Consider the following 25,870-nt stretch of genomic DNA (forward strand, 5'->3'; position numbering starts at 1 on the left):
CCTTGGCATGAACCATCAAGCCTCTTCCGATACGCTCGCCGACATGTTCGACCGCTCGGCCGAAACCATGCCGCGCGCCGATCTCGCCGCACTGCAATTGTCGCGGCTGAAGCAGACGCTGCACAATGCCTACGCCAATGTGCCGCACGTGCGCGCCAAATGGGATGCAGCAGGCGTCCGGCCGGAGCATCTCAAATCGCTGGCCGACATTGCGCGCTTTCCCTTCACCACCAAGGCCGACATGCGCGACACCTATCCGTTCGGCCTGTTCGCGGTGCCGCGCGAACAGGTGGTGCGGCTGCATGCCTCGTCAGGCACCACCGGCAAGGCCACGGTGGTCGGCTACACGCAGAACGACATCGACCTGTGGTCAAATCTCATGGCGCGCTGCATCGCCTGCGCCGGCGGGCGGCCGGGCGATGTGCTGCACAACGCCTACGGTTATGGCCTGTTCACCGGTGGGCTCGGCGTGCACTACGGCGCTGAGCTCTTGGGCTGCACCGTCGTGCCGGTGTCCGGCGGGCTGACCGAGCGCCAGGTGACGCTTCTTCAGGATTTTGGTGCGCGCATCATCTGCGCGACGCCGTCCTATGCGCTGAACATCGCCGAAGTGGCCGAAGCGATGGGCGTCGACGTTCGCAAGCTGCCGGTCCAGATCGGAATCTTCGGCGCCGAGCCCTGGAGCAACGAGATGCGCCACGATCTCGAAGCGCGGCTTGGGATCGCTGCGGTCGATCTCTATGGGCTCTCGGAAATCATCGGGCCGGGTGTTGCGGTCGAATGCGGCGTCGCCCGCAACGGATTGCATGGCTGGGAGGATCACTTCCTGTTCGAGGTGATTGACCCCAAGACGCTCGAACCGGTGAAACCCGGCGACGCCGGCGAGCTGGTGATGACCACGCTCACCAAGGAAGCGCTCCCGATGGTGCGCTACCGCAGCCGCGACATCACGCGGCTCACGGACGAGCCCTGCGCCTGCGGCCGTACGCACCGGCGCATTCTGCGTGTCACCGGCCGCGACGACGACATGATGATCATCCGCGGCGTCAACGTCTATCCATCCCAGATCGAGGCGCTGCTGATCGGGCTGCCCGACATCTCGCCGCACTATCAGATCGTGCTGATGCGCGACGGCGCGCTCGACTCGATGACGGTCGAAATTGAGGTCGCGCCCGGCGCGCCTCACGACGACGCGCAGAAATGCACCGATATCTCCGGCCGCATCAAGTCGCGACTCGGCGTGAGCTGCACCATCGCCCTGAAAGCCTCCGGCGAGCTGCCGCGCTCGCAAGGCAAGGCGGTTCGCGTCAAAGACCTGCGCAAGAAGCCCTAAGCGTGCCCTGATCCCGTCGCAGGTTTCGCGAAACGTGCCGTCAGCGACTTCACCCAGCGCTGCCGCTTGAGCTTCATCTGCTCGATCGCCATGAGCGCCGCGGGTGTCACGATCAGCGTCAGCACGGTGGCGAAGCCAAGTCCGAACACGATCGCGGTCGAAAGGCTGATCCACCATTGCGTCGCCGGTGCGCCAACCGACACCTCGCGGGTCAGGAATTCGATGTTGACGCCGAACGCGATCGGCAGCACGCCGAGAATGGCGGTGACGGCGGTCAGCACCACCGGACGGGCGCGTTCGCGGCAGGTCTCGATGATCGCCTCGTAAGCCTCCCAGCCCTCGCGGCGCAGGCGGTCGTAGGTGTCGATCAACACGATGTTGTTGTTGACGATGACGCCGGCGTTGGCGATCACGCCGATGCCGGTCATCACCACGCCGAACGGCTGGCCCATCACCAGAAGTCCGAGCAGCACGCCGATGGTGGAGAGCAGCACGGCTGAAAGAACGAGCGCCACGGAAGTGAGCCGGTTGAACTGCGCCAGCAGGATCGCGAAGATCATGAACATCGCGGTGCCGAACGCCTTCATCAAGAAAGCTCCGGCCTTGGCGCGCTCCTCGTCCTCGCCCTTCAATTTCCAGATCACGTTGGGGCCAAGATCGGCGGTCGCCAGTTCCTTGGCGATCTCCTCCTGCACCTTCGCGGTCTGCACACCTTGCGCGACGTTGGCCGACACCGTCATCACGCGATTGCCGGCGACGCGGTTGATGTAACCCACCCGCGGTGCGGCCTCGCGGTTGATGAAGTTGCCGATCGGCACCGAGCCCGACTGTGTCTGCACGCGCAGATCGTCGATCTGGTCGAGGCTTCTGCGGTCCTCCGGGAAACGAATGAGAATATCGACCGCCTTGTCGCTGCTGGAGGGCCGGTACTCGGTCGCCTTCACGCCGTTGGTGACGAGTTGCACGGCGGTGCCGACCGTCGCCGGATTGGCGCCGTACTTCGCGGCCTCGGCCTGGTCGACATTGATCTTCCAGTCGATGCCGGGAAGCGGCAGGCCGTCATCGAGATCCTGGATCTCGCTATGGCGGCTGAGAATGGCGGCGACCTTCTTGGCGACACCCGGCAGCACCTCGGGATCGAGCGCGCCCAGTTGCACCTGGATCGGCTTGCCGGTCGGCGGACCGGCGCGCGGCGCCGTCACCTCGACCAGAATGCCCGGGATATCGGCGGTCGCCTCGCGGATACCGTCCATGATTTCGTGGGCGGGCTTGCGGACGCGCCAATCGGCGAACTCGAACTGGATCACGCCGATGGTGTCCTCGGTGATCTCGTTCGATCCGCGCGGCTGCTCGCCGACTCGGGTGTAGACGGTCTTCAGCCCCTTGGCCTCCAGCACTTTCTTTTCGACCGCCGTGAGAAAGCGGTTCTTCTCGTCGAGCGAGAGATTGCCGCGGGCATGCACGATCACCTGTCCGTAGTCGGGCTCGACCGCCGGGAAGAATTCGACGCCGCGGCCGAACTTGCCGTAGCCGACCTGCACCACGATCAGGAGCAGCGCGGCGATGCCGAGTGTCGCGCCGGGCCGGCTCAGCGCCAGACGCACGGTGCGCATGTAGAGGCCGGTGTCCTTCGAACGTTCGTCATGCGGATGCGGCGAGGCGCGGCCGAACAGCGCGCCCAGCGTGGGCGTGAAGAACAGCGCCACGGCGAGCGAGGCCGACAGCGTCGCGATCAGCGTGATCGGCAGATATTTCATGAACTCGCCGACCACGCCCGGCCAGAACAGCAGCGGCGAGAACGCTGCGACACGGGTGGCGGTCGCCGCGATCACCGGACCGGACATGCGCCTCGCGGCAAGCGCATAGGCCTCGCGCGGCGCCATGCCCTCGGCCATGCGCCGTTCGGCGAATTCCGACACGATGATGGCGTCGTCGACCAGCATGCCGACCGCAAGAATGAGCGAGAACAGCACCACGATGTTGACGGTAAGCCCCGCGAGCTGAAGCCCGAGCACGCCGGCCAGGAACGAGGCCGGGATCGCAATACCGATGAACAGCGAGGCGCGAAAGCCCAGCGCGAAGAGGATGATGACCGCGACCAGCAGCACGCCGGTCGCAACCGAGTTCTGCAGGTCCGAGAGCATCTGCCGGATGACCTTCGACTTGTCCTGGGTGAACGTCACCTGGACCTGGTCGGGCCAGCTCTTGCGCAGCACGTCGACGACCTTCTTCACCCCGTCGACGGTGTCGATCAGGTTCGCGCCGGTGCGCTTCGACACCTCGATGGTCATGGCCGACAGCCCATTGACGCGCGTCACCGAGGTCGCGTCCTTGAAGGTCGGCTTGATGTGCACCACGTCGCCCACGGTCACGGCGGCGCCCGAAGACGCCGCCACCGGGATTTTCGTGACGTCCTGCGGCCGCTCGATCAGGCTCGGCACCTTGACGGCAAACCGGCCGGTCGAGCCTTCGAGGGCGCCCGCCGCGATCAGGCTGTTGGAGGCGTTGAAGCCGGTGATGAGCTGGTCGAGCGAGACGCCGTAGCTCTTCAGCAGCATCGGCTCGGCGATGATCTCGACCGCCTCGTCACGCGCGCCGCGCAGCTCGGCCGACAGCACGCCCGGAACCTGCTCGATGGCGTTCTTGGCGCCGCGGGCGATCTGCAGCATGGTCCGCTCCGGCAGTTCGCCGGACAGCGCGACCACCAGCACCGGATAGAGCGACAGGTTGACCTCCTGCACGCTCGGCTCGTCGGCGTCCTTCGGCAGATCGCGCTTGGCCTGATCGACCTTGGCGCGCACGTCGGCCAGCGCCGACTTGGAATCGAAGCCCGCTTCGAACTCCAGGAGAACGTAGCCGCCGCCTTCATAGGCCGTGGAGCGCATCTCCTTGACGTTGCCGACCGACTTCAATTGCGTCTCGACCGGCCGCAGCAGCAGCCGCTCGGAATCCTCCGGGCTGATGCCGCGCTGCGTGAGCTGCACATAGACGATCGGAATGCGGACATCGGGCTCGGCCTCCTTCGGGATCGTGATGTAGGCCGTCAATCCCGCAAGCAGCAGGAACGCCAGCGTCACGATGGTCAGCCGCGCGTGGCTGATCGCGTAGTCGATGAGCGCGAACATGGACTGCTCCCCCGCGACGGCTCAGCGCTGCGCCGACTTTTCGGGCGCGACGTCGACCGGCTCGACCGCAACGCCCTCGCGCACGAAATCCTGGCCCTGCACGATGACACGCGCGCCGTCCGGCACGCCGGCCACCCACATGAAAGCCTGATCGTCCTCGATGATCGACGTGGCAAGGAAGCCGACCTTGCCGTCCTGGTCGACGAAGCGCACGCCGAGATCGCCCGCCGACGAGAATGTCAGCGCCGAGCGCGGCACGCGCGAGGCCTCGACCGGCGCGAGCGGGATCGTCACCTCGGCGGTGATGCCATCGGGAATGAGATAATCCGGATTCTCGATCTCGACTTCGACCCGATAGGTGCGCGTGCCGTCGCTCGCCGACGGCGAGACATAGCGGATGCGCCCCTGCCGGGTGAGGCCGTTGGCGAGCCGCACATCGGCCATGGTGCCGACCTTGACCCGTGCGGCATTGCGCTCCGACACCTCGACCAGAGCAAGCACGGGATCGAGCCCGACCATCTTGATGATCTCTTTGCCGGTGAACGAGAACGCCGCGGTTCCGACCTCGGACGTTTCGGTGACGACACCATCCCACGGCGCGGTGATGACGCTGCGGTCGCGCTCAGCCTCCGCGGTCGCAACCGCGGCTTCGGCAACCTTGACCTGCGCCGCGAGCGTGTCGAAATCGATTTTCGGCACGGCATTGGTGGCGAGCAGCCGCCGTTTGGCCTCGAGTTCGATGCGCTTCTGCTCGAGCGTGGCCTTGGCCTGCATCACCATCGCGGCGCGGTCCTCGACCGCGAGAACGGCAAGCACGTCGCCCTTTTTCACGCGCGAGCCGCGGCGGACATTCAGCTCCTGCAGGACGCCGTTGGTCCGCGCGAAGATCACGACCTTCTTGTCGGCTTCGGTGCGGCCGGACAGCACGAACTTGCGGCTGTGCGAGGCGAGCTTGGTCTCGACCACGCCGACGCGGAATTTCTTCGGCGCATCGGTCGCGGGGCCTTGCAGCGCGGCGCGGCTTTCCGTCGACTCATGCGGGATGAGATGTCCGGAAGCGATCCACAGCGCGGCCGCGGCGACGAGGCCCAGCGCAGTGATACGGCTTGCTTTCATTGTGAATTTCCCCCCGCGGCTCGCGCATCCTGCGAGCGGCTGCGCAGCAGATGCCGCGCCACATCCATGAACACCGGAATCATTGTGTCGGCTTTGACGTTCGGATCGAGCGCTCTCCGCCACCACATGCCGTCGGCGATCAGCATCAGCATGTCGACGGCGCGCTCGAAGTCGGCATCCTTGGGAATGTCGCCCTGCTCAGCTGCGGCGCGGAACATGTCGAGCAGCCACTTGCGCACGTCGGTGTCGAACGAACGGGAGATGCGCGCGATCTCGGGATTGTGCCGCGCCTCCGCCATCACCTCGGTGCAGAGCAGCACCTCCTCCACCGGGCGAACGCTGAAGTGGTGACGCATCATGCCTTCGATCACCGCGAACAGGCCCTGCGAGAGATCGGCGCGGGCGAAGTCCTGCGCCAGCTCGGCGCGGTCACGCTCGGCAATGGCGGAGATGATCGCTTCCTTCGAAGGGAAGTAGCGGTAGAGGTTGCCTGCGCTCATGCCAGCCTCGGCGCAGATCTCCTGCATCGAGGTCTGGTGGAAGCCCGAACGCACGAAGCAGCGTCCCGCCGCCTCAAGGATGTCGTCCCGGCGGTCGGATTGCCGCTGGAGTTTGGGCTGGCTCATAGAAATGTTGCGATGCACAATTGTGAGAATGAACGTTCATTCTCACGGCGCCCCCTCGCAGTCAAGCAGTCTCAGGCTGCGGCGAGTTGCCGCCACGCCGACCCGGATTTACCCAATAAAGATCAACATCTTAGATGCGTTGAGCGCCCTGGTACCGTCAGCCAGCCGAAACGTTCGCGCCGCCCATCTTTGGAACTTTCCGCTGCGCAATGCGGCTGGGGACTGAGTCGGAACGCGGTCTCCAAAGCCGCCTTATTCACCGCCCGCTGGTTCGCCGGGAGACTGCTGCTGCGTGAGCGCTGCTTCCTTCTGCGCCTGCTCTCCCGCCTCTCCCGCCTTGCTCTTGTCGGCAGACGAGCCGCCACGGCGATCGGCCGAAGCCGGCTTTTGCTGATCACTGCCCCGCGCGCTGTCGCTCTGTCGGTTTGCTGACTCGCTCATCGCATGCCTCGCTCTGGTTACGGAGAAAACAGGCCTGAAATCACGCGGTTCCTGTGCGTTTGGTGCAGCGTGACAGCAATGCACCAATCGGCTTCCGATGCAGGAACAAATGCACACACCCACCATTGTCACGCCGCCGGATGGTGAGCGCCTGAAGCCTGAAGCCTGAAGCCTGAAGCCTGAAGCCTGAAGCCTGAAGAAGCGCCGCCCCGCGGCCCCGCGCGAACGCAGAAGCGGGGCGCCCTGTCGGCACGGAGGCAAGCATGCGCGTTCGTATTGTTTGTCGTGTTCTTGGTTGTGTTGTCGCAATCGCCCTTGCGTCACAGGCGCAAGCCACCTGGAAGCCGGAATATGCCGACAATCCACCCGAGGTGCAGGACTGGTATCGCAACGCCGAACTCACTGAGGCTGCGAAGGTCCGTTTCCCATTCAAGAAATGCTGCGATCACGCCGATGTCGTGAAGACGAAATTCAACGTCAGTCGAACCAATAGCGGGGACGAGTGGTATTGGCTCGACGGCGACCACTGGCGCCGCATTCCCAATGACGTGATCCATTGGGGGCGCCACGCGCCTGGCGGCCAGCCCACACTGTTCATCTATTCGGGCAAGGAGACCTGTTTCTTCCCAGGAGACGGCGGGATTTGAGAAATTCTGCCCCGGGGCACGGCGGAACTTTTTGGATGACTTAAAGTTTGACATGGGTTGCGTGCCCTCATGCCGGACTGGGAATGCCGAAACCGTCGAATGTTCTCTCGCATCCTGCCGAGAGCGCCGATATCGCCGCGTTTCGCGCAGCGGTGCTGGACAAACTCGCCTACTCGTTCGGCAAGACTCCCGACGTCGCGAGCCTCAACGACTGGTATATGGCAACCGCGCTGGCGTTGCGCGACCGCATCGTCGCGCGTTGGCTGAAGACCGGTCAGCGCCCCGACGCCGAGGGCCGCAAGAGAGTCTACTATCTCTCTATCGAATACCTGCTCGGGCAGCTTTTGTTCGACGCGCTGATCAATATGCGGCTGTTGAATGTCGCCCGCGCAGCGCTGGCCGATCTCGACGTCGACATCGATCAGTTGCGCAAGCTCGAACCGGACGCTGCGCTCGGCAACGGCGGTTTGGGGCGACTGGCAGCCTGCTACATGGACAGCATGGCGGCGCTCGCCGTGCCGGCCTATGGCTACGGCATCCGCTACGAGAACGGCCTGTTCGTGCAGCAGATCCGCGACGGCTGGCAGAACGAGTTGCCGGAGCGTTGGCTGTCGCTCGGCAATCCGTGGGAGTTCGAACGCACCGATACCGAATATTCGATCTGCTTCGGCGGCAGCGTCGAATATGTCGGCGACGGTCACGGCAACGGTACGGCGCGCGGGCTGTGGTATCCGGACGAGCGTGTGCTCGCAGTGGCCTATGACACGCCGATCGCCGGCTGGCGCGGCCGCCACGTGAATACTCTGAGGCTGTGGTCGGCGCGCGCCACCACGCCGGTGCAACTTGCGGCGTTCAACGAAGGCGACCTCGTGGGCGCCACCGCGCCGCGTGCGCAGGTCGAGGCGATCTCGCGCGTGCTCTATCCGAGCGATGCCACGGCCGCCGGACAGGAGCTGCGGCTGCGGCAGGAGTATTTCTTCACCTCCGCATCGCTGCAGGACATCACCCGGCGGCATTTGGAGCAGCATGGCGACCTCACGTCGCTGCCGGACCATGCGGCGATCCAGCTCAACGACACCCATCCGGCCATCGCGGTGGCGGAGTTGATGCGCATTCTGGTGGACGAGCACGAACATGCGTGGGACGAGGCCTGGCGCATCACCAAGGGCACGCTGAGCTACACCAATCACACGCTCCTTCCCGAGGCGCTGGAGAGCTGGCCGGTGCCGCTGCTCAACCGGCTTTTGCCGCGGCACATGCAGATCATCTATCTGATCAACAAGGCGCATCTCGACGATGCCAGCGCCAAGGGCTTTGTCGAGCCCGGCATGCTCGCCTCGATCTCACTGATCCAGGAAGGGCATGAGAAGCGTGTCCGCATGGGGCACCTCGCTTTCGTCGGCTCGCACCGCATCAATGGTGTCTCGGCGTTGCACACTGACCTGATGCAGAAGACGGTGTTCCGCGATCTCAACCGCGCCGCTCCAGGCCGCATCGTCAATGTCACCAACGGCATCACCTTCCGCCGCTGGCTCTACGAAGCCAACCCGTCGCTCACGGCCTTGCTGGTGAACACGCTCGGGGAGCGGGTGCTCGACGATCCGGCCGAACTCCTTCGGCTGAAAGGCTTTTGCGACGATGCCGGGTTCGTCGAGGAATACAAGGCGCAGCGTCGCAGAAACAAGCAGGCGCTGGCCGGCCGCATCCACCAGCTCACCGGCGTCCGCGTCGATCCGACCGCGCTGTTCGACGTGCAGATCAAGCGCATCCATGAATACAAGCGACAGCTCCTCAACATCCTCGAAGCCGTCGCGGTCTATCTCGCGATCCGCAGGGAGCCCGAGCGGAGCTGGGTGCCGCGGGTCAAGCTGTTCGCCGGCAAGGCCGCCGCGAGCTACGAACGCGCCAAGCTGATCATCAAGCTCGCGGGCGACGTCGGCCAGGTGATCAACAACGATCCGCTGGTCGGCGACAAGCTCAAGGTCGTGTTCATGCCGAACTACAGCGTGAGCCTCGCCCAATGCATCATCCCGGGCTCGGACCTCTCCGAGCAGATCTCGACCGCCGGCATGGAAGCGTCCGGCACCGGCAACATGAAGCTTGCGCTGAACGGCGCACTGACCATCGGCACGCTCGACGGTGCCAATATCGAGATTCGCAACGAGGTCGGCGCGGACAACATCTTCATCTTCGGGCTCACCGCGGAAGAGATCGACGACCGCCGCCGGGCCCATTTCACAGGCCGGCAGGCGGCCTCTCCGCGGCTGATGGAAGCCATCAAATCGATCGATGACGGCGTGTTCTCGCCGGATCAGCCGGACCGCTTCAAGCCGATCGCTCAGGCATTGCTCGGCTACGATCATTTCATGGTGGCGGCCGACTTCGACGCCTATTGGGACGCGCAACGCAAGGTCGACCTGGCGTTCGTGCAGCCCGGCTGGTGGCGGTCGAGCATCCTCAACACGTCGAGGATGGGCTGGTTCTCGTCGGATCGCGCAATCCGGGAATACGCCAGTGAGATCTGGTCGGTGCCGGTCGTGGAGTCATGAGCGGCGCGCGGCGCGGCCGGCCTCCTCGAGCACTGCGGCGATGCGCTCGAGGCGCGGTTCGGAGGCGAGCGCTTCGAGCGTGAGCGGCCAGCGCCGGCGCCAGTTCGGATACTGCGTGACCGTGCCCGGCATATTGATCTGATCGCGCACATCGAGAATGTCTTCGATGGAGACCGACACGAGCCGTGTCGGCGTACGGGCAAGAAAGCGCACCACGCCTTCGAGCCCCTCACCTTCGATCGCTCGCTTCAGAGCCTCGCGTGAACGGTGGCGCTCTTCGTCGCTTTCGCCCGGATCGACGCCGATCGAACGCTTGTGCTGCAGGTCATGGCCGCTCATCCAGCCGACGAAGGTTGGCAGATCGTGCGTGTTCAATGTGGCAATCGCCATGTCGGGATATTCGGACGGCGGACGGAACGAGCCGTCCCAGTTCCGTTCGAATAGCATCACGAGATAGGACCACAGGCCCCAGGACGCGAGCGTGGTCCGGAAGCCCTCCGGTACCGTGCCAAGATCTTCGCCGATCACCGCACAGCGGAAACGGTGGCTCTCCTCCGAGACGACCTTGAGCATCGAAAAGAACGGCCCGCGCAGATACACGCCATCGGCGGCGCCAAGCCCGTGCGGAATGACGAACAATCGCATCAGGCCGAGCACGTGGTCGATCCGGATCGCGCCGGCATACCGCATGGCGGCGCGCAACATCCTTCGGAACGGCTCGAACTTGCTCGCGATCAGCCCGTGCGGATTGTAGGCCGTGAGTCCCCAGTCCTGCCCCGCGGGATTGTACTGATCGGGCGGCGCGCCGACCGAAAGGTCCTGCAGCACCGCGCGTTGCGCCATCCAGGCGTCGGCGCCTGAGCCATCGACACCGATCGCGGTGTCGAGATAAAGCCCGACCGGCATGCCGTGATGCTTGGCGACATCGCGGCAATCTGCGAGCTGGCGATCCGCAACCCATTGCAGATATTCGTGGAACGCAAAGTCGCCGGCATGGCTTTGACGCAAGTGGTCGACGATCTCGTCGCTGGGCACGCGCCATTCGTCCGGCCAGTCCGGCCAGTGGCCGGCGTGCATGCTGCGCAGCGTCTCGAAGGCCGCGAACATCGCGAGCTCGCGGCCGCCTTCGCGGCGAAACGCTTCGAAGTCGGCTTTGGCGCTGGCATCGCGCAGCGTGAAGAAATCGCGGCAGGCGATGTGCAGCGCGGCGAGCTTCAGCTTCGCGACCGCGAGATAATCCACGAGTTCGCCAGCTCGCAGCCGCTCGATCTCGCTGGCGAAGCCTTCGATCTGGCGCGGCTTGAACCCTGGCGCTCGTGTCACGTCGATGTAGAGCGGATTGATGAACAGCCGGCTGCTCGGCGAATACGGGCTGCCAATGGCGGAACGGTCGTAGAACAGCGCGTGCAGTGGGTTGAGCCCGACGCCCGCGCCGCCAACCTTGGCGACGATCTCGAGCAGCGCCGCCAGATCGGTGAAATCGCCATGGCCCCAGTTGCGGGCCGAGCGCACGCCGTAAAGCTGCACCGCCAGAATCCAGACGCGCCGGCCGTCACCCTGGAAGGCTGGCTCCGCAAGAACGCCGGTATCGGGATAAACCGCTGGCTTGGATTGCGATTTTTGGAGCGCTGCGATCACGCGCCGCAGCACCTCGGGGCTGGCCTCATGGCGGCCGCCCTGAACGTCGAAATAGGAGGTTTCGACGCCCCAATGGGCCGCCAGCTCCGGCAGATTTTCCATAGGGTTATGCAGCGCTTCAGGAGTGCAGTTCTGAACGGGCAAAACCCGATATGGCCTTAGCTGTTCCATATGGAATTAAAGGGAACCAATCCGGTTCCCGGGCCGTTGACCGGGCGTCGATCCATTTCCAGCCCCAGCGGTGACGACGTGACGCGGACGCTTACTGCATCCCATCCGCTTGCTGCATCCCATCATCGCACGGTGACGGTCCCCCATTTGCCTGAACTGGCGCCCAACGATCCGACCGGGCCGCGTTTTCTTGTCGAGGACGTCTATCCGAGCATCGACGGTGGCCGCTATCCGCTGAAGCGGATCGCGGGTGAGCCCATCGAGGTCTGGGCCGACATCCTGCGCGAGGGCCATGACCAGCTCGCCGCGGAGTTGCTCTGGCGCAATGAGAACGGCCCGGTGTGGCAGCGCACCCGAATGGCGTTCCACAGCAACGACCGTTGGCGCGGAAGCTTCACGCCGCCAGAGCCGGGCCGGTATCTGTTCGAGATCGAGGCGTGGACCGATCAGTTTGCCACCTGGCGGCACGGACTCATTCTGAAGCGGGACGCCGGGCAGGACATTTCGGTCGACGCTCTGGAAGGCCGCGAACTGCTCGAAGACCTGCGACCGACCGATGCCAACGCCAAGCGCATTATCAACAACGTCAAGCGCGATTTCGATCGCACGCGTAACGTCGCGTTGTTGCTTGACGACGAGCTGGCGGAGGCGGTCGCCGCCGGCGACCCGCGGAGCGACATGATCCGGAGTCTGTCGATTCCAGTCACAGTCGAGCGCGATAGGGCACGTGCCAGTGCCTGGTACGAGTTGATGCCGCGGAGCCAGTCGCCCGTACCGGGCCGCCACGGCACGTTCGGCGATGCGATGGCACGATTGCCCGAGATCGCCGCGATGGGTTTCGACGTCGTTTATCTGACGCCGATCCACCCGATCGGCCAGATCAACCGCAAGGGCCGCAACAATTCGCTGAAGGCCGCTCCGAACGATCCCGGCAGTCCCTACGCGATCGGCAGCGCCGAAGGCGGCCACGACGCGATCCATCCGCAGCTCGGCACCTTCGACGACTTCGAGAGATTCGTCGCAGCGTGCCGTCAGCACAACATGGAGGTGGCGCTCGATTTTGCCATCCAGTGCGCGCCTGACCATCCGTGGCTGAAACAGCATCCCGAATGGTTCAAGAAACGGCCCGATGGCAGCATCAAATACGCCGAAAATCCGCCGAAGAAATACGAAGACATCGTCAACGTGGATTTCTACTGCGCTGACCGCGTCGCGCTGTGGCAGGCGTTGCGCGACGTGGTGCTGTTCTGGGTCGAAAAGGGCGTGAAAATCTTCCGCGTCGATAATCCGCACACCAAACCGTTCCCATTCTGGGAATGGCTCATCCATGAAGTGCAGGAGCGCGATCCCGACGTGCTGTTCCTGGCGGAAGCCTTCTCGCGGCCGAAGATCATGAAGGGGCTCGCGAAACTCGGCTTCACGCAGTCCTACACTTATTTTACATGGCGCACCCACAAGTGGGAGTTCGAGCAGTATCTGAGCGAACTGACGCGCTATCCCGAGCGTGACTACTTCCGGCCGAACTTCTTCGTCAACACGCCGGACATCCTGCCGGTGCACCTGCAGAAGGGTGAGCCCTGGATGTTCAAATCGCGCTTCGCGCTCGCGCTGACGCTGTCGTCGAACTACGGCATGTACAGCGGCTACGAGCTTCTGGAACACGAGCCGATTCCGGGGCGCGAGGAGTACATCAACTCCGAGAAATACGAACTGAAATTCCGCGACTGGAACCGGCCCGGCAATATCAAGGACTACATCACACGGCTCAACCGCATCCGCCGCGAGAACCCCGCGCTGCTGCAGACCGCCGATCTGCGCTTTGCCCAGGTCGACGATGGCGAGGTGATCGGCTTCGTCAAGGAATCGGTCAAGCACGACAATGCGGTCGCTTGCGCGATTGCGCTCTCCGGCCAAGGCCCGCGGAGCCTCTGGTTTCACTTCGGCGACATCACCATCGGCCAGCCGGACGACCGGCATCCGGTGCGATCGATCGTCAACCTCGTCACCGGCGAACGGCACGCGCTGGAATGGGGCGGCGTCAGGCTCACCATGGACCCGGCCGCCGATCCCGCGCTGCTGTTCCGCTGTGAAATTTGAGAGCGTGTCGTGAACGTCCTGCCGCAGATCGATGTGCAGCCCAAGGCTCAGAACGAGCTCTGGTTCAAAGACGCCGTCATCTATCAGCTCCACGTCAAAGCCTTTGCCGACAGCAACAATGACGGAATCGGCGATTTCGCAGGGCTGACCGAGCGGCTCGACTATCTGCAGGACCTCGGCGTCAACACGCTGTGGCTGTTGCCGTTCTATCCGAGCCCCGGCCGCGACGACGGCTACGACATCGCCGACTACCGGCGCATCAACCGCGATTTCGGCACGCTGCGCGATTTTCGCCGCTTCATGAACGAGGCGCACCGCCGCGATCTGCGGGTGATCACCGAGTTGGTCATCAACCACACCTCCGACCAGCATCCGTGGTTCAAACGCGCGCGAAGGAGCGGACCGCACACTGATGCACGCAACTGGTACGTCTGGAGCGACAACGACCAGAAATATTCCGGCACGCGGATCATCTTCAGCGATACCGAGAAGTCGAACTGGAGCTGGGACCCGCAGGCCAATGCCTACTACTGGCACCGCTTCTTTTCGCATCAGCCGGATCTGAATTTCGACAATCCACGGGTGCTGTGGGCCGTGATCCAGGTGATGCGGCGCTGGCTCGACATGGGCGTCGACGGGTTCCGGCTCGACGCGATCCCTTATCTCTGCGAGCGCGAGGGCACCAACAACGAGAATCTCCCCGAGACGCATGCGATCATCAAACAGATCCGCCGCGAGCTCGATTCCTACGCGCCCGGAAAGCTGCTGCTCGCCGAGGCCAACCAGTGGCCCGAAGACGTCGCAGCCTATTTCGGCGATGGCGACGAATGCCAGATGGCCTACCATTTTCCGTTGATGCCGCGCATCTACATGGCGATCGCCCAGGAAGACCGCTTCCCGATCGCCGACATCCTGCGGCAGACGCCGGACATTCCGGCGAACTGCCAGTGGGCGCTGTTCCTGCGCAACCACGACGAGCTGACATTGGAAATGGTCACCGACGTGGAGCGCGACTATCTCTGGTCGACCTACGCCAACGATCCACGCGCCCGCATCAATCTCGGCATCCGTCGGCGGCTCGCGTCGTTGATGGACAACGATCGCCGCAAGATCGAGCTGATGAACTCGCTGCTGTTCTCGCTGCCCGGTACGCCGATCATCTATTACGGCGACGAGATCGGCATGGGTGACAACATCTATCTCGGCGACCGCAACGGCGTCCGTACGCCGATGCAGTGGACTTCGGACCGCAACGCCGGCTTCTCGCGCTGCGATCCGGCGAGGCTCTATCTGCCGGTGATCATGGACGCGGTCTATGGCCACCAGTCGGTCAACGTGGAGGCGCAGCAGCGCAGCCCGTCCTCGCTGCTCAACTGGCACAAGCGCCTGATCGGCGTGCGGCGCTCCACTCAGGCCTTCAGCCGCGGCTCTCTCACCTTCGTGCGCCCCGCCAATCGCACCGTGCTGGGCTACATCCGCTCGTACGAGAACGACACCGTGCTGTGCGTGGCAAACCTTTCCCGTTCGGCGCAGTCGGCGCTCTTCGATCTGCGGCCATGGAAAGGCCGGATACCGATGGAGATGCTTGGCCGCAGCACCTTCCCTCGCATCGGCGACGAGCCTTACGCCATCACGCTCGCGCCTTATGGCTTCTTCTGGTTCCTGCTCACCGACGCGCCACAGGAAACCAAGCCCGCGCCGATTTTGCGGGAACACACCACACTGGTCTGGACTGCGGGTTGGAATTCCCTTCTGGCGAGCCGCGAACGCAATGCGCTAGAGAACGACGTGCTGCCGGCCTTCCTGCGCGAGCGCCGCTGGTTCGCCGAGAAAGCTCACGGCGTCGAGGTGGCCAAGCTTGAAGCGCTCATCCCGGTCGAGCGCGAAAACCTGTCGGCAGGTCTCGCACTGGTGAGGGTGGCTTCCTCGCGCGGCGCCACTTCGCTCTATCAGGTGCCGCTGACCCTGCGATGGGCGCGACCCGACCGGCTCGATGCTTCGATGACACCCAATGTGCTCGCTGCCATTCGCCGTGGCCCACGGGAGGGCGCGCTGGTCGATGCCGCAGCAGACAAGGACGCCATCACCGTGTTGCTGACGGCCGTCCATGACAGCCACGCGATCGAGGAAGGCAGGTATCGGATCGAGTTCACTCCGACCAGCGTCTTCAAAGACGCGCCACAGCCGACGATCGAGAAGGCCACCGCGCTCAATCGCGAACAGTCCAACACCACGGTGATCGCGGACCGCGATTATGTCGTCAAGGTGCTGCGCAAGGTCAACGAAGGCATCCATCCCGAAATCGAGATGGGACGCTTCCTGATCGAGCACACCAGCTTCCGTAATGTGCCGGACCTGCTCGGCTCCGTCGAACTGGTTGAAGGCAGCGCGCGCAGCGCGCTTGCCGTGGTGCATCGCTTCGTCGAAAACCAGGGCGACGCCTGGACCGTGACCGGCGCCTTTCTCGATCGCTACATCGACGACCAGCGGGTGCTGACGGCCGCCAACGCTGAAGAAGATATGGAGCTGACGTCCTATCTCCAGCGCATCCGGCAGCTCGGCCGCCGCACCGGCGAATTCCAGACGGCGCTCGCGAGCCGTCCCGACGTTCCCGACTTTGCGCCCGAGCCGATCCGTCCCGAGGATGTCTCGGCCTGGACCGAGCGGCTCGTCGAGCGCTCCGGCCACGTGCTCGATCTCCTGACTTCAAAACGGGCGAGCCTCGAAGAGGCCGTCACGGCCGACGTCGACCGGCTGCTGCAGGTGCGCCCGGCGATCGAAGCGCATATCCGCTCATTGCTGCCGGGCTGTGCCAACGCCTCAAAAGCGCGCCATCACGGCGACTTCCATCTGGGCCAGGTGCTGATCGTCAAGGATGACGCCTTCATCCTCGATCTCGAGGGTGAGCCCGGCCGCTCGTTGGACGAGCGCCGGCAGAAGGTTCCGGCGGCGCGTGACATCGCCGGCATGCTCCGCTCGATCGACTATTCGACCACTGCGGCGCTCGCCAACGCGACCAACCTCACCGCCGAGGAGCGCGCAATCCTGAAACCCAAGCTCGACATCTGGCGGCAGAAGGCGACGGAGGAGTTCTGGAACGCCTGCCGGCAGACCGCCGATGCAGCGCTGTGGCCTGCAGACGCCACGGAGGCGCGCGATCTCCTGGAATTCTTCCTTCTCGAGAAGGCGTTCTACGAGATGGAATACGAGCTGATGAACCGTCCGGCGTGGTTGCACGTTCCCCTTGAAGGGACGTTACGCATCCTTGCCCATCACGGTGTCGTGCAACCATGAATCACCTCTCCTCAGCAGCCCAGGCGATCGTCAACGGCGTCCATCACGACCCGTTCAACTATCTCGGCTTGCATCATGAGAACGACCGGCCGGTGGTGCGCGTGTTCCTGCCTGACGCCGCCGAAGTGAAGGTGCTCGACGACGCAGGCCATGTCAGTGAACTGCCGCGCATCCACGATGCCGGCCTGTTTGCCGGACCGGTGGCGGCCGATGAACGCCACTATCGCCTGCGCGCCCGCTTTGGCACGCGCGAGGTCGAGCTCGAAGACCCCTACCGCTTCCCCCCGATTTTGTCGGACCTCGATCTCCATCTGCTTGGCGAAGGCAATCATCTCGATCTCGCCAACAAGCTCGGCGCGCATCCGATGGAGTTCGAGGGCGTGCACGGCGTGGGCTTTGCGGTGTTCGCACCGAACGCCCGGCGCGTCAGCGTGGTCGGCGATTTCAATCTGTGGGACGGACGCCGCCATGCCATGCGTGTGCGCGGCAACGGCTATTGGGAAATCTTCGTGCCCGCCGCACGCGCCGGCGACAAGTACAAGTATGAGATCGTCGGCCCGAACGGGCAGATGCTGCCGTTGAAGTCCGATCCGATCGCGTTCGGCGCCGAGATCAGGCCGTCGACCGCCTCCGTGGTGATCGACGACAAGCGCCTGCCGCGTCCGGCGCGGCTCGAGCACGACGCCAACGCGCTCGGCGCGCCGATCTCGATCTACGAAGTTCATCTCGGCTCGTGGCGAAGAAAGCCGGAGGACGGCAACCGCTGGCTGACCTATCGCGAAATGGCCGAGCAGCTCCCCGCCTACGTGACCGACATGGGCTTCACCCACATCGAGCTGATGCCGATTTCCGAGCATCCGTTCGACGGCTCATGGGGCTATCAGCCGACCGGTCTCTTTGCGCCGACCAGCCGCTTCGGCACACCGGAAGACTTCGCGCATTTCATCGACGCCTGTCATCGCGCAGGCCTCGGCGTCCTGCTCGACTGGGTGCCGGGTCACTTCCCGGACGATCCGCATGGCCTCGCCCAGTTCGACGGCACCGCGCTCTACGAACACGCCAATCCGATGCAGGGCCGCCATCTCGACTGGGGCACGCTGATCTACAATTACGGCCGCGTCGAAGTGTCGAACATGCTCATCGCCAACGCGCTGTTCTGGCTGGAGCGTTACGGCATCGACGGGCTGCGGGTCGATGCCGTCGCCTCGATGCTCTATCTCGACTACAGCCGGCCGCAAGGCGGCTGGATTCCGAACAAGCACGGCGGCCGCGAGAACATCGAAGCGATTGATTTCCTGCGCCGCGCCAACACGCAGGTGTACGGGCGCAACCCGCACGCCACCACGGTGGCCGAAGAATCCACCGCCTTCCCAATGGTGTCACGGCCGGTCGATTGGGGCGGGCTTGGCTTTGGCTACAAATGGAACATGGGGTGGATGCACGACACCCTTGACTACATTTCCAAGGAGCCGATTCACCGCCGTCACCATCACGGCAGCATCCTGTTCGGACTGCACTACGCGTTCTTCGAGAATTTCGTCCTGCCGCTGTCTCACGACGAAGTCGTGCACGGCAAGCGCTCCATATTCGGCCGCATGCCAGGCGACGAGTGGCAGCGCTTCGCCAATCTGCGCGCCTACTACGGATTCATGTTCGGCCATCCGGGCAAGAAGCTGATGTTCATGGGCTGCGAATTCGCCCAGGATACCGAGTGGAATCACGATCAAAGCCTGCCGTGGCACTTGCTCGAACGGCCGCAGCATCAGGGCGTGCAGCGACTCATTCGGGATATCAACAAGCTCTACCGGTCGACGCCGGCGCTGCACCAGCTCGATTGCGACGCCAACGGCTTCGAATGGCTGGTCACCGACGACGCCAACCAGAGCGTGTTCGCCTGGCTGCGCAAGGGGCAGGCCCCCCGCGCGCGCTGCGTGGTGGTGGTGAACTTCACGCCCGAGGTCCGGCACAACTACCGCATCCGAGTACCCTTCGCCGGAAACTGGCGCGAGGTGCTCAACACCGATGCTGCTGCATATGGCGGCAGCAATGCGGGGAACGGGGGACTGGTCTCGGCTGTTGTGACGCCGGACAGTCCGGAGCTCCACCTTGTCTTACCACCGCTTGCTGCCCTCTATTTCGTACCCGAAGGCTAGCCAGCGGATTTCCGCCGGCTCGCCGCATCCGCTTGGCGCGACCTGGGATGGCCGCGGCACCAACTTCGCGCTGTTCTCGTCGACCGCCGAGAAGGTGGAGTTGTGCCTGTTCGACCGCACCGGCCGCACCGAGTTGGAGCGCCTTCCGCTGCCGGAACGCACCGACGACGTCTGGCACGGCTACGTGCTGTCCGCCCGGCCGGGCCAGCTTTACGGCTATCGTGTGCACGGGCCGTACGATCCCGAACGCGGCTTCCGCTTCAACCCGAACAAGCTGCTGATCGATCCATACACCAGGCAGTTCGGCGGCGCCTATCACTGGACCGACGCGCATCTGCCCTATCGCATCGGACACAAACGCGAGGACCTCGCCATCGACCGCCGCGACAACGCGCGCTCGATGATCAAATCCGCGGTGGTCGATCCGGCTCACACCTGGGGCCGTGACATCCATCCCAGCACAGCGTGGGAAGACACCTTTATCTACGAGGCTCATATCAAAGGCGTGACGCAGCTTCGGGAGGACGTGCCCAAGGAGCTGCGCGGCACGTACCGAGGTCTCGCCGCGCCTGCGATGATCGAACATCTGCGCAAGCTTGGCGTCACCGCGCTCGAGCTCCTGCCGATCCACTCCTTCATGGACGAGCGCCATCTCGTCGAGCACGGATTGAAGAACTATTGGGGCTACAACACGCTGAGCTTTTTCGCTCTGGAGCAGCGTTACGACAACGAGAACGTCCAGAGCGCCTTCCGCTCCACGGTGTCCGAGCTGCACAGCGCCGGCATCGAGGTGATCCTCGACGTGGTCTACAACCACACCTGCGAGGGCAATCACCTCGGCCCGACCCATTGCTACCGCGGCATCGACAACACCGCGTATTATTGGCTGGTGCCCGACAAGCCGCGCTTTTACGAGAATTACACCGGCACTGGCAACGCGCTGAATCTGACGCATCCGCGCGTGTTGCAGATGGTGATGGACTCGCTGCGGCACTGGGTCGAGGTCTTTCACGTCGACGGCTTCCGCTTCGATCTCGCATCGACACTCGGCCGCACGCCGGGCTTCGACAGGCACGCGGCATTCTTCGCGGCCGTGCGTCAGGACCCGGTGCTGGCCAACGTCAAGATGATCGCCGAGCCATGGGACATCGGCCTCGGCGGCTATCAGGTCGGCGGCTTTCCGCCGGGCTGGTCGGAGTGGAACGACGTCTATCGCAAGACCATGCGGCGCTACTGGCGCGGCGAAGGCAATCTCCTCGGCGAACTTGCCAGCGCGCTGACCGGCTCGGCCCCGCAATACCGGCACGATGGCCGCGCACCGCAGGCCAGCATCAATCATGTCGTCGTGCACGACGGCTTCACGTTGAACGACCTCGTCAGCTATGAGCACAAGCACAACGAGGCGAACAAGGAGGACAATCGCGACGGCTCCGACGACAACAACAGCCTCAATTGCGGCGTCGAGGGCCCGACCGACGATCCCAAGATTCTCGCCTGCCGCAGGCTGCTGCGTCGCAACCAGCTTGCATCTCTGCTTCTCGCCATGGGTGTCCCACTGATGCTGGCCGGCGACGAAGTCGCCAACACGCAAGGCGGCAACAACAACGCCTATTGCCAGGACGACGAGATCGGCTGGGTGAACTGGTCGAAACTCGGCAGCGAAGATGATGACACCGGATTCGTCGGCGCGATGGCCGAGTTGAGGCAGCGCTTCCCGCAGATTCGGACGCGGCACTGGCTCGAAGGCAAAAATGGCGACGGCAGCCACGACGTGATCTGGCTGCGCCCCGACGCGGCCGAGATGAACGAGGAGGATTGGAAATTCCCTGAAGGGCGATTTCTCGCTTATGTGCTGGCGGCGCCCAAAGCCAGCGGCGAGAAGGCCGGCGGCGAGCCGCTCTACCTCGTGTTCAACGGCGCGCACGATGCCATCGCGGTCACCTTGCCAAAGCTTCCGGGCATCGCGAAATGGTCGCGCGTGCTCAGCACGGCCGACAACTCGGTGCTGAAGGAAGACGTGAGTGAGGTGCCTGGCGCAAAGCTCACCTCGCCCGCGACATCGATCCTGGCTTTCGCCGGCAAGCCATGACCAGGGATCGACGCTTTGGACCGGCGATCGGCGCCGACGGCGTGACGTTCCGGCTGTGGGCGCCGGACGCAAAGAGCGTCGCACTCAAGATGCATGGCAAGGAAGAAGACATCCGTCCGATGCAGCGCGACAGCGAAGGCTGGTTCTCGATCGTGGCGCCGGATGCCAGGCCTGGCACGCGCTACCGCTTCCGCATCGACGACGAGATCGACGTGCCTGACCCTGCGTCGGGCTTCCAGCCGGAAGACGTCAATGGGCCCAGCGAAGTGATCGACCCGGCCTTCGGCTGGCAGGCCGCCGGCTGGAAGGGCCGCCCGTGGCATGAATGCGTGTTCCTGGAGATGCACACCGGCACCTTTACGACGGACGGCACGTTCCGCGCCGCGATCGACAAGCTCGACCATGTGGTCGAGGCAGGCTTCACGGCGATCGAGCTGATGCCCGTCGCCGATTTCGCCGGCCGCTGGAACTGGGGCTATGACGGCGTACTGCTGTTTGCCCCCGACAGCGCCTATGGCCGGCCTGACGATCTCAAGGCCTTGATCGATGCCGCCCATGGCAAGGGCCTGATGGTGTTTCTCGACGTGGTCTACAACCACTTCGGCCCCGAGGGAAATTATCTCGGCCGCTATGCGCCGCAGTTTTTCACGCCGGCGAACACACCCTGGGGCAGCGCGATCGATTACGGAAATCCGCTGGTGCGGCGTTTCGCAATCGAGAATGCCCTCTATTGGCTCGACGAGTTTCGCTTCGATGGGCTGCGCCTCGACGCGGTCCACGCCATCGTCGAGCCGGGCCGCGGACTTCTCCTGCGCAAACTGAGCGAGGCCGCCGGTGCATTGATCGCGGAAAGCGGCCGGCACATTCACCTGGTCCTGGAGAACGATGCCAATCAGGCGAGCCTGCTCGATCCCGTCGTCGATCCTCCTGTCGGCAAGTATCGCGCGCAGTGGAATGACGACTATCACCACGCGTTTCACGTCGCGCTGACAGGTGAAACCACCAGCTACTACGCCGACTATCGCGATCCCGCGCCCTACATCGCGCGAGTGCTGGCACAGGGCTTCGCCTATCAGGGCGAGCCGTCGCCGCATCGCGGCGGCGAGCCGCGCGGCGAAACCACCGCCAAGTTGCCGCTCACGGCGTTCGTCAACTTCCTGCAAAACCACGACCAGATCGGCAACCGCGCGCTCGGCGAACGATTGACCGGGCTGGCAACGCCCGAGGCCCTTGAGGCTGCGCTCGCCATCACGTTGCTCGCGCCGGGCCCGCCGCTGATGTTCATGGGCGACGAATGGGCGGCGCGCGAGCCGTTTCCGTTCTTCTGCGATTTCAAGGGCGATCTGGCACAGGCGGTGCGCGAGGGCCGGCGGCGGGAATTTTCTGAAGCTTATGAAAAGTATCGCGACGAGGTGCCTGATCCTCTGGCGGAAGAAACAGTACGGCTCGCGACCCTCGATTGGAGCGTGCGGTCACAGTCCGGGCACACCGCACGCCTGACATTCGTGAAAGACCTCCTCGGGGCGCGCAAGGCTCACATCACACCGCGGCTGCCGCACTTGATGGACGGTCACGGCACGGCGCGTTTCGAGGACGGCGTCCTCATCGCTCAATGGCGCATACGTCCCGCCGAGAGGCTGTCGATGCTCGCGAACTTCAGCTTGCAAGCGCGCGAGCGGCCTCACGCCATGTCTGGCCACGCCGTGTGGGGCGGCCCGCCACCCGATGAACTTCCGCCGTGGTCGGTGTTCGTATGGATCGGGCCGAGCTGATGCCGCCCGCCATTCCGCATTCGACTTATCGGCTGCAGCTGAGCAAAGACTTCGGCTTCGATCAGGCGACGGCGCTTGTGCCTTACCTCAAGGCGCTCGGCATCAGCCATCTCTATGCGTCGCCGTTCCTCAAAGCCCGGGCCGGCAGCCAGCACGGCTACGACATCATCGACCACAACGCGCTCAATCCGGAATTCGGCGGCGACGAGGCCTTCACGCGGCTGAGCGATGCTTTGAAGCAGCACGATCTCGGTCTCATTCTGGATTTCGTGCCGAACCACATGGCGGTCGGAGGTCACGATAATCCCTGGTGGCTCGACGTGCTGGAATGGGGCCCGCAGTCACCGCATGCCGCCTCCTTCGACATCGCGTGGGATCTGCTGCCTTATCGCAAGGGCGGCGGTGTGCTGCTGCCGGTTCTGGGGCAACCGTACAACGGGGCTCTCACCGCGGGCGAGATCGAGCTGAAATACGACGCAACCGAGGGAAGCTTCTCAGCCTGGTATTTCGACCATCGCTTCCCGATCAATCCGCAGCGCTATAGCGATATCCTGAGCACCATTGTCACGGCAGCCGACGGCACAAAGGAGCCCGCCGGCGAAGCGATGCTGGCGCTCGCCGACGAGCACCGCCACCCCGGCACGCCATCCTATCGCAATACCCCGGCGCTGAAGCGCAGACTCGCCGATATTCCCGATGCGCCTTCTGTCATCGAACGCGGGCTGAAGGCCTATCGCCCCGACCACGAAAGCGGGATCAACCTGCTGCATCGCCTGCTGGAGCGTCAGCACTATCGGCTGGCGTTCTGGCGGCTCGCGCCGTCCAGCATCAACTACCGGCGCTTCTTCGACGTCAACGAGCTCGCCGGCCTTCGCATGGAAGACGCCGGCACGTTCCAGAAGACCCATGTCCTGGTCGCCCGCCTGATCGCAGAAGGGCGTCTGCATGGGCTGCGGCTCGACCACATCGACGGCCTTTACGATCCATTGCAATACACCCGCCGCCTGCAGACGCTGACCGCGCAAGCGCGCGGCCGCAGAGAGCCGTTCTATGTGGTGATCGAAAAGATCGTCGAGGACGACGAGGAGCTGCCGCCGTTTTCCGGCATTGCCGGCACCACCGGCTATGAATGGCTCAACACGATCTCACGGTTGCTTGTCAACGAGCGCGGACGCGTCGAGCTTGAGCGAACCTGGCGCGACATGGCGCCAGAGCTCGGCCACTTCGAGGCCGTGCTGGAAAGCGCGAAGCTTCGCGTGCTCAACACCATTCTGGCGAGCGAGTTCAACGTGCTGGCGCAGCTTCTCGCCCGCATCGCGGCCGGGCACTTCAGCTCGCGCGACTACACGCCAGACCGGCTGCGGGAGGCACTGGAGCTCTATGTGCTCGAATTCCCAGTCTACCGCACGTACGTCTCGCCACGCAGCTGCGCCGACCGCGACCGCATCGCGATCGACAATGTGATCGCCGCCGCGCGCCGCCGCTGGCAGGGACCCGATATCGACATCTTCGATTTCCTTCGCTGTTGCATCACCACCGACCTCAATCATTCGGGCCTGCCCTACAGCCGCACGCGAGTCCGGCAGTTCGCGCTCAAGCTTCAGCAGTTCACCGGCCCCATGATGGCGAAGTCGCTCGAGGACACGGCGATCTATCGCTATCAGAGTCTGATCGCGCTGAACGAGGTCGGCGGCTATCCGACCCTGCCCGGCCTTTCGACCGATGAATTCCATCGCCGGATGGCGCAACGCGCCGGGCATTTCACGCATGGCCTGACGGCGACCTCGACACACGACACCAAGCGCGGCGAGGACGCCCGTGCCCGCATCCTCGCGCTCTCCGAAATCCCAGGCTTGTGGGAAGAGCATGTCACGCATTGGCGCAGGCTGAACGCGCGCTTCGTGACGATCTCCGACGACGAACGAAGCCCGTCCGTCGGACACGAGTATCTTCTGTATCAGACACTGATCGGCGTCTGGCCGCACGCCCCGATCAGCGACGACTTCGTCAAGCGCATCGAGGCCTATGCGGTGAAGGCCGCCCGCGAGGGCAAGCTCGAAACCAGCTGGATCAGCCCCAACGAGGACTATGAGGCAAAGCTCACGGCCTTCGTGCGGCGCATGCTCGACCGGACGGAGTCGCTCGAATTCCTCGACACGTTCGGAGACTTTGCGCGCCGGACCACGCTCATGGGTGCACTCAACAGCCTGTCACAGCTCGTGCTCAAGGCCACGATGCCCGGCGTGCCGGATTTCTATCAGGGCACCGAATTGTGGGACCTGTCGCTGGTCGACCCCGACAATCGCAGGCCTGTCGACTTCGATGCCCGTCGCGCAGCGCTCGCCGCCGATGCGGATTGGAACGATCTCGTCGGTCGCTGGTTGGACGGCCATCTCAAGCTCGCGCTCACGCACAAGCTCTTGCAGCTTCGCAACCGCCACCCGGCTCTGTTTTGCGAAGGCCGCTACCAACCGGTTGAAGTCACAGGCCCCGATCGGGAACACATCACGGCTTTCATGAGGCCTCATCGCAGCGAGCGGCTCTTGGTCGTGACCGGGCGTCATTTCGCAGCGCTCACCGATCAAGGCAACCATTGGCCGACGGAGGGCTTTAACGCCGAGATCACCATCAACGCCGATCATCGCAGCACCTGGGACAACGCGCTGATACCCGGCGCTCCAGCGAGCCTCTGCTGCCGCGAGTTGCTCAACAAGTTGCCGGTTGCAGTTTTGATAAGCGGTTGACGACGCGGTCATCCTTCCGGGGCGCCACAATCAACGCTATGCTCCCTTGAAAGAGAGTGGCGCGAACGAATGCCA

At 64.1% G+C, this 25,870-nt stretch carries 14 protein-coding genes; 9 read left to right on the top strand and 5 right to left on the bottom strand.

What is annotated here, in order from left to right; translation table 11 throughout:
• Window positions 1–7: 7 nt before the first annotated feature.
• Complete coding sequence (locus RHPLAN_RS29745; RefSeq protein ID WP_068026041.1) at window positions 8–1,333, top strand: phenylacetate--CoA ligase family protein; 1,326 nt, start codon at window positions 8–10, stop codon at window positions 1,331–1,333.
• On the opposite strand, the gene RHPLAN_RS29750 is transcribed toward RHPLAN_RS29745, so the two are convergent.
• From RHPLAN_RS29750 to RHPLAN_RS29765, 4 genes are all read right to left on the bottom strand, one after another.
• Complete coding sequence (locus RHPLAN_RS29750) at window positions 1,330–4,458, bottom strand: efflux RND transporter permease subunit (RefSeq protein WP_068026043.1); 3,129 nt, start codon at window positions 4,456–4,458, stop codon at window positions 1,330–1,332. The genes RHPLAN_RS29745 and RHPLAN_RS29750 overlap by 4 nt on opposite strands.
• A 21-nt stretch (window positions 4,459–4,479) precedes the next feature.
• Window positions 4,480–5,574, bottom strand: a complete 1,095-nt coding sequence (locus RHPLAN_RS29755; protein WP_068026044.1) for an efflux RND transporter periplasmic adaptor subunit — start codon at window positions 5,572–5,574, stop codon at window positions 4,480–4,482.
• Complete coding sequence (locus RHPLAN_RS29760) at window positions 5,571–6,200, bottom strand: TetR/AcrR family transcriptional regulator (protein ID WP_068026045.1); 630 nt, start codon at window positions 6,198–6,200, stop codon at window positions 5,571–5,573. Before RHPLAN_RS29760 ends, RHPLAN_RS29755 begins: the two co-directional genes overlap by 4 nt.
• 252 nt (window positions 6,201–6,452) lie before the next feature.
• On the bottom strand, window positions 6,453–6,641 hold the full coding sequence (locus tag RHPLAN_RS29765; protein WP_068026048.1) for a hypothetical protein: 189 nt from the start codon (window positions 6,639–6,641) through the stop codon (window positions 6,453–6,455).
• A gap of 263 nt (window positions 6,642–6,904) precedes the next feature.
• On the opposite strand from RHPLAN_RS29765, the gene RHPLAN_RS29770 reads away from it, so the two are divergent.
• Window positions 6,905–7,288, top strand: a complete 384-nt coding sequence (locus RHPLAN_RS29770) for a hypothetical protein (protein ID WP_157100579.1) — start codon at window positions 6,905–6,907, stop codon at window positions 7,286–7,288.
• Window positions 7,289–7,371: 83 nt separating this feature from the next.
• Window positions 7,372–9,837, top strand: coding sequence for a glycogen/starch/alpha-glucan phosphorylase (locus RHPLAN_RS29775; RefSeq protein ID WP_068026056.1), 2,466 nt, complete (start codon window positions 7,372–7,374; stop codon window positions 9,835–9,837).
• Here the strand turns inward: RHPLAN_RS29775 and malQ are convergent.
• Complete coding sequence (gene malQ / locus RHPLAN_RS29780; RefSeq protein WP_068026058.1) at window positions 9,832–11,577, bottom strand: 4-alpha-glucanotransferase; 1,746 nt, start codon at window positions 11,575–11,577, stop codon at window positions 9,832–9,834. The genes RHPLAN_RS29775 and malQ overlap by 6 nt on opposite strands.
• Window positions 11,578–11,778: 201 nt before the next feature.
• Here malQ and RHPLAN_RS29785 point away from each other — a divergent pair, with 201 nt between their 5' ends.
• From RHPLAN_RS29785 to treY, 6 genes are read left to right on the top strand one after another with little or no spacing between them, the layout of a single operon-like run.
• Window positions 11,779–13,743: an alpha-1,4-glucan--maltose-1-phosphate maltosyltransferase gene (locus tag RHPLAN_RS29785; protein WP_237179937.1), complete on the top strand. Its 1,965-nt coding sequence runs from the start codon at window positions 11,779–11,781 to the stop codon at window positions 13,741–13,743.
• Between the two features lie 9 nt (window positions 13,744–13,752).
• Window positions 13,753–17,037: a maltose alpha-D-glucosyltransferase gene (treS, locus tag RHPLAN_RS29790; RefSeq protein ID WP_068026064.1), complete on the top strand. Its 3,285-nt coding sequence runs from the start codon at window positions 13,753–13,755 to the stop codon at window positions 17,035–17,037.
• Window positions 17,034–19,190 carry a 1,4-alpha-glucan branching protein GlgB gene (gene glgB, locus RHPLAN_RS29795; protein WP_068026066.1) on the top strand — a complete coding sequence of 719 codons (2,157 nt, stop codon included), beginning with the start codon at window positions 17,034–17,036 and terminating at the stop codon, window positions 19,188–19,190. The genes treS and glgB overlap by 4 nt, the downstream gene beginning before the upstream one ends.
• The gene (glgX, locus tag RHPLAN_RS29800) at window positions 19,144–21,279 is read left to right on the top strand and encodes a glycogen debranching protein GlgX (protein ID WP_237179938.1); all 2,136 of its coding nucleotides are present in this window, start codon (window positions 19,144–19,146) and stop codon (window positions 21,277–21,279) included. The genes glgB and glgX overlap by 47 nt, the downstream gene beginning before the upstream one ends.
• A complete protein-coding gene (treZ, locus tag RHPLAN_RS29805; RefSeq protein ID WP_068026069.1) occupies window positions 21,276–23,051 on the top strand; it encodes a malto-oligosyltrehalose trehalohydrolase in 1,776 nt (591 codons plus the stop codon). Before glgX ends, treZ begins: the two co-directional genes overlap by 4 nt.
• Window positions 23,018–25,795 (top strand): malto-oligosyltrehalose synthase, encoded by a 2,778-nt coding sequence (treY, locus tag RHPLAN_RS29810; protein WP_237179939.1) that lies wholly within the window; start codon window positions 23,018–23,020, stop codon window positions 25,793–25,795. Before treZ ends, treY begins: the two co-directional genes overlap by 34 nt.
• The last annotated feature ends 75 nt before the right edge of the window (window positions 25,796–25,870 follow it).

The organism is Rhodoplanes sp. Z2-YC6860 (assembly GCF_001579845.1).
Taxonomy (GTDB): Bacteria; Pseudomonadota; Alphaproteobacteria; order Rhizobiales; family Xanthobacteraceae; genus Z2-YC6860.

Excerpts from the sequence above, each read along its gene's own strand:
- RHPLAN_RS29765 (WP_068026048.1), bottom strand. The coding sequence starts at position 6,641 with ATGAGCGAGTCAGCAAACCGACAGAGCGACAGCGCGCGGGGCAGTGAT.
- RHPLAN_RS29755 (WP_068026044.1), bottom strand. The coding sequence starts at position 5,574 with ATGAAAGCAAGCCGTATCACTGCGCTGGGCCTCGTCGCCGCGGCCGCG.
- RHPLAN_RS29750 (WP_068026043.1), bottom strand. The coding sequence starts at position 4,458 with ATGTTCGCGCTCATCGACTACGCGATCAGCCACGCGCGGCTGACCATC.
- RHPLAN_RS29775 (WP_068026056.1), top strand. The coding sequence starts at position 7,372 with ATGCCGAAACCGTCGAATGTTCTCTCGCATCCTGCCGAGAGCGCCGAT.
- RHPLAN_RS29745 (WP_068026041.1), top strand. The coding sequence starts at position 8 with ATGAACCATCAAGCCTCTTCCGATACGCTCGCCGACATGTTCGACCGC.
- RHPLAN_RS29760 (WP_068026045.1), bottom strand. The coding sequence starts at position 6,200 with ATGAGCCAGCCCAAACTCCAGCGGCAATCCGACCGCCGGGACGACATC.
- malQ (WP_068026058.1), bottom strand. The coding sequence starts at position 11,577 with ATGGAAAATCTGCCGGAGCTGGCGGCCCATTGGGGCGTCGAAACCTCC.
- treZ (WP_068026069.1), top strand. The coding sequence starts at position 21,276 with ATGACCAGGGATCGACGCTTTGGACCGGCGATCGGCGCCGACGGCGTG.
- glgB (WP_068026066.1), top strand. The coding sequence starts at position 17,034 with ATGAATCACCTCTCCTCAGCAGCCCAGGCGATCGTCAACGGCGTCCAT.
- RHPLAN_RS29770 (WP_157100579.1), top strand. The coding sequence starts at position 6,905 with ATGCGCGTTCGTATTGTTTGTCGTGTTCTTGGTTGTGTTGTCGCAATC.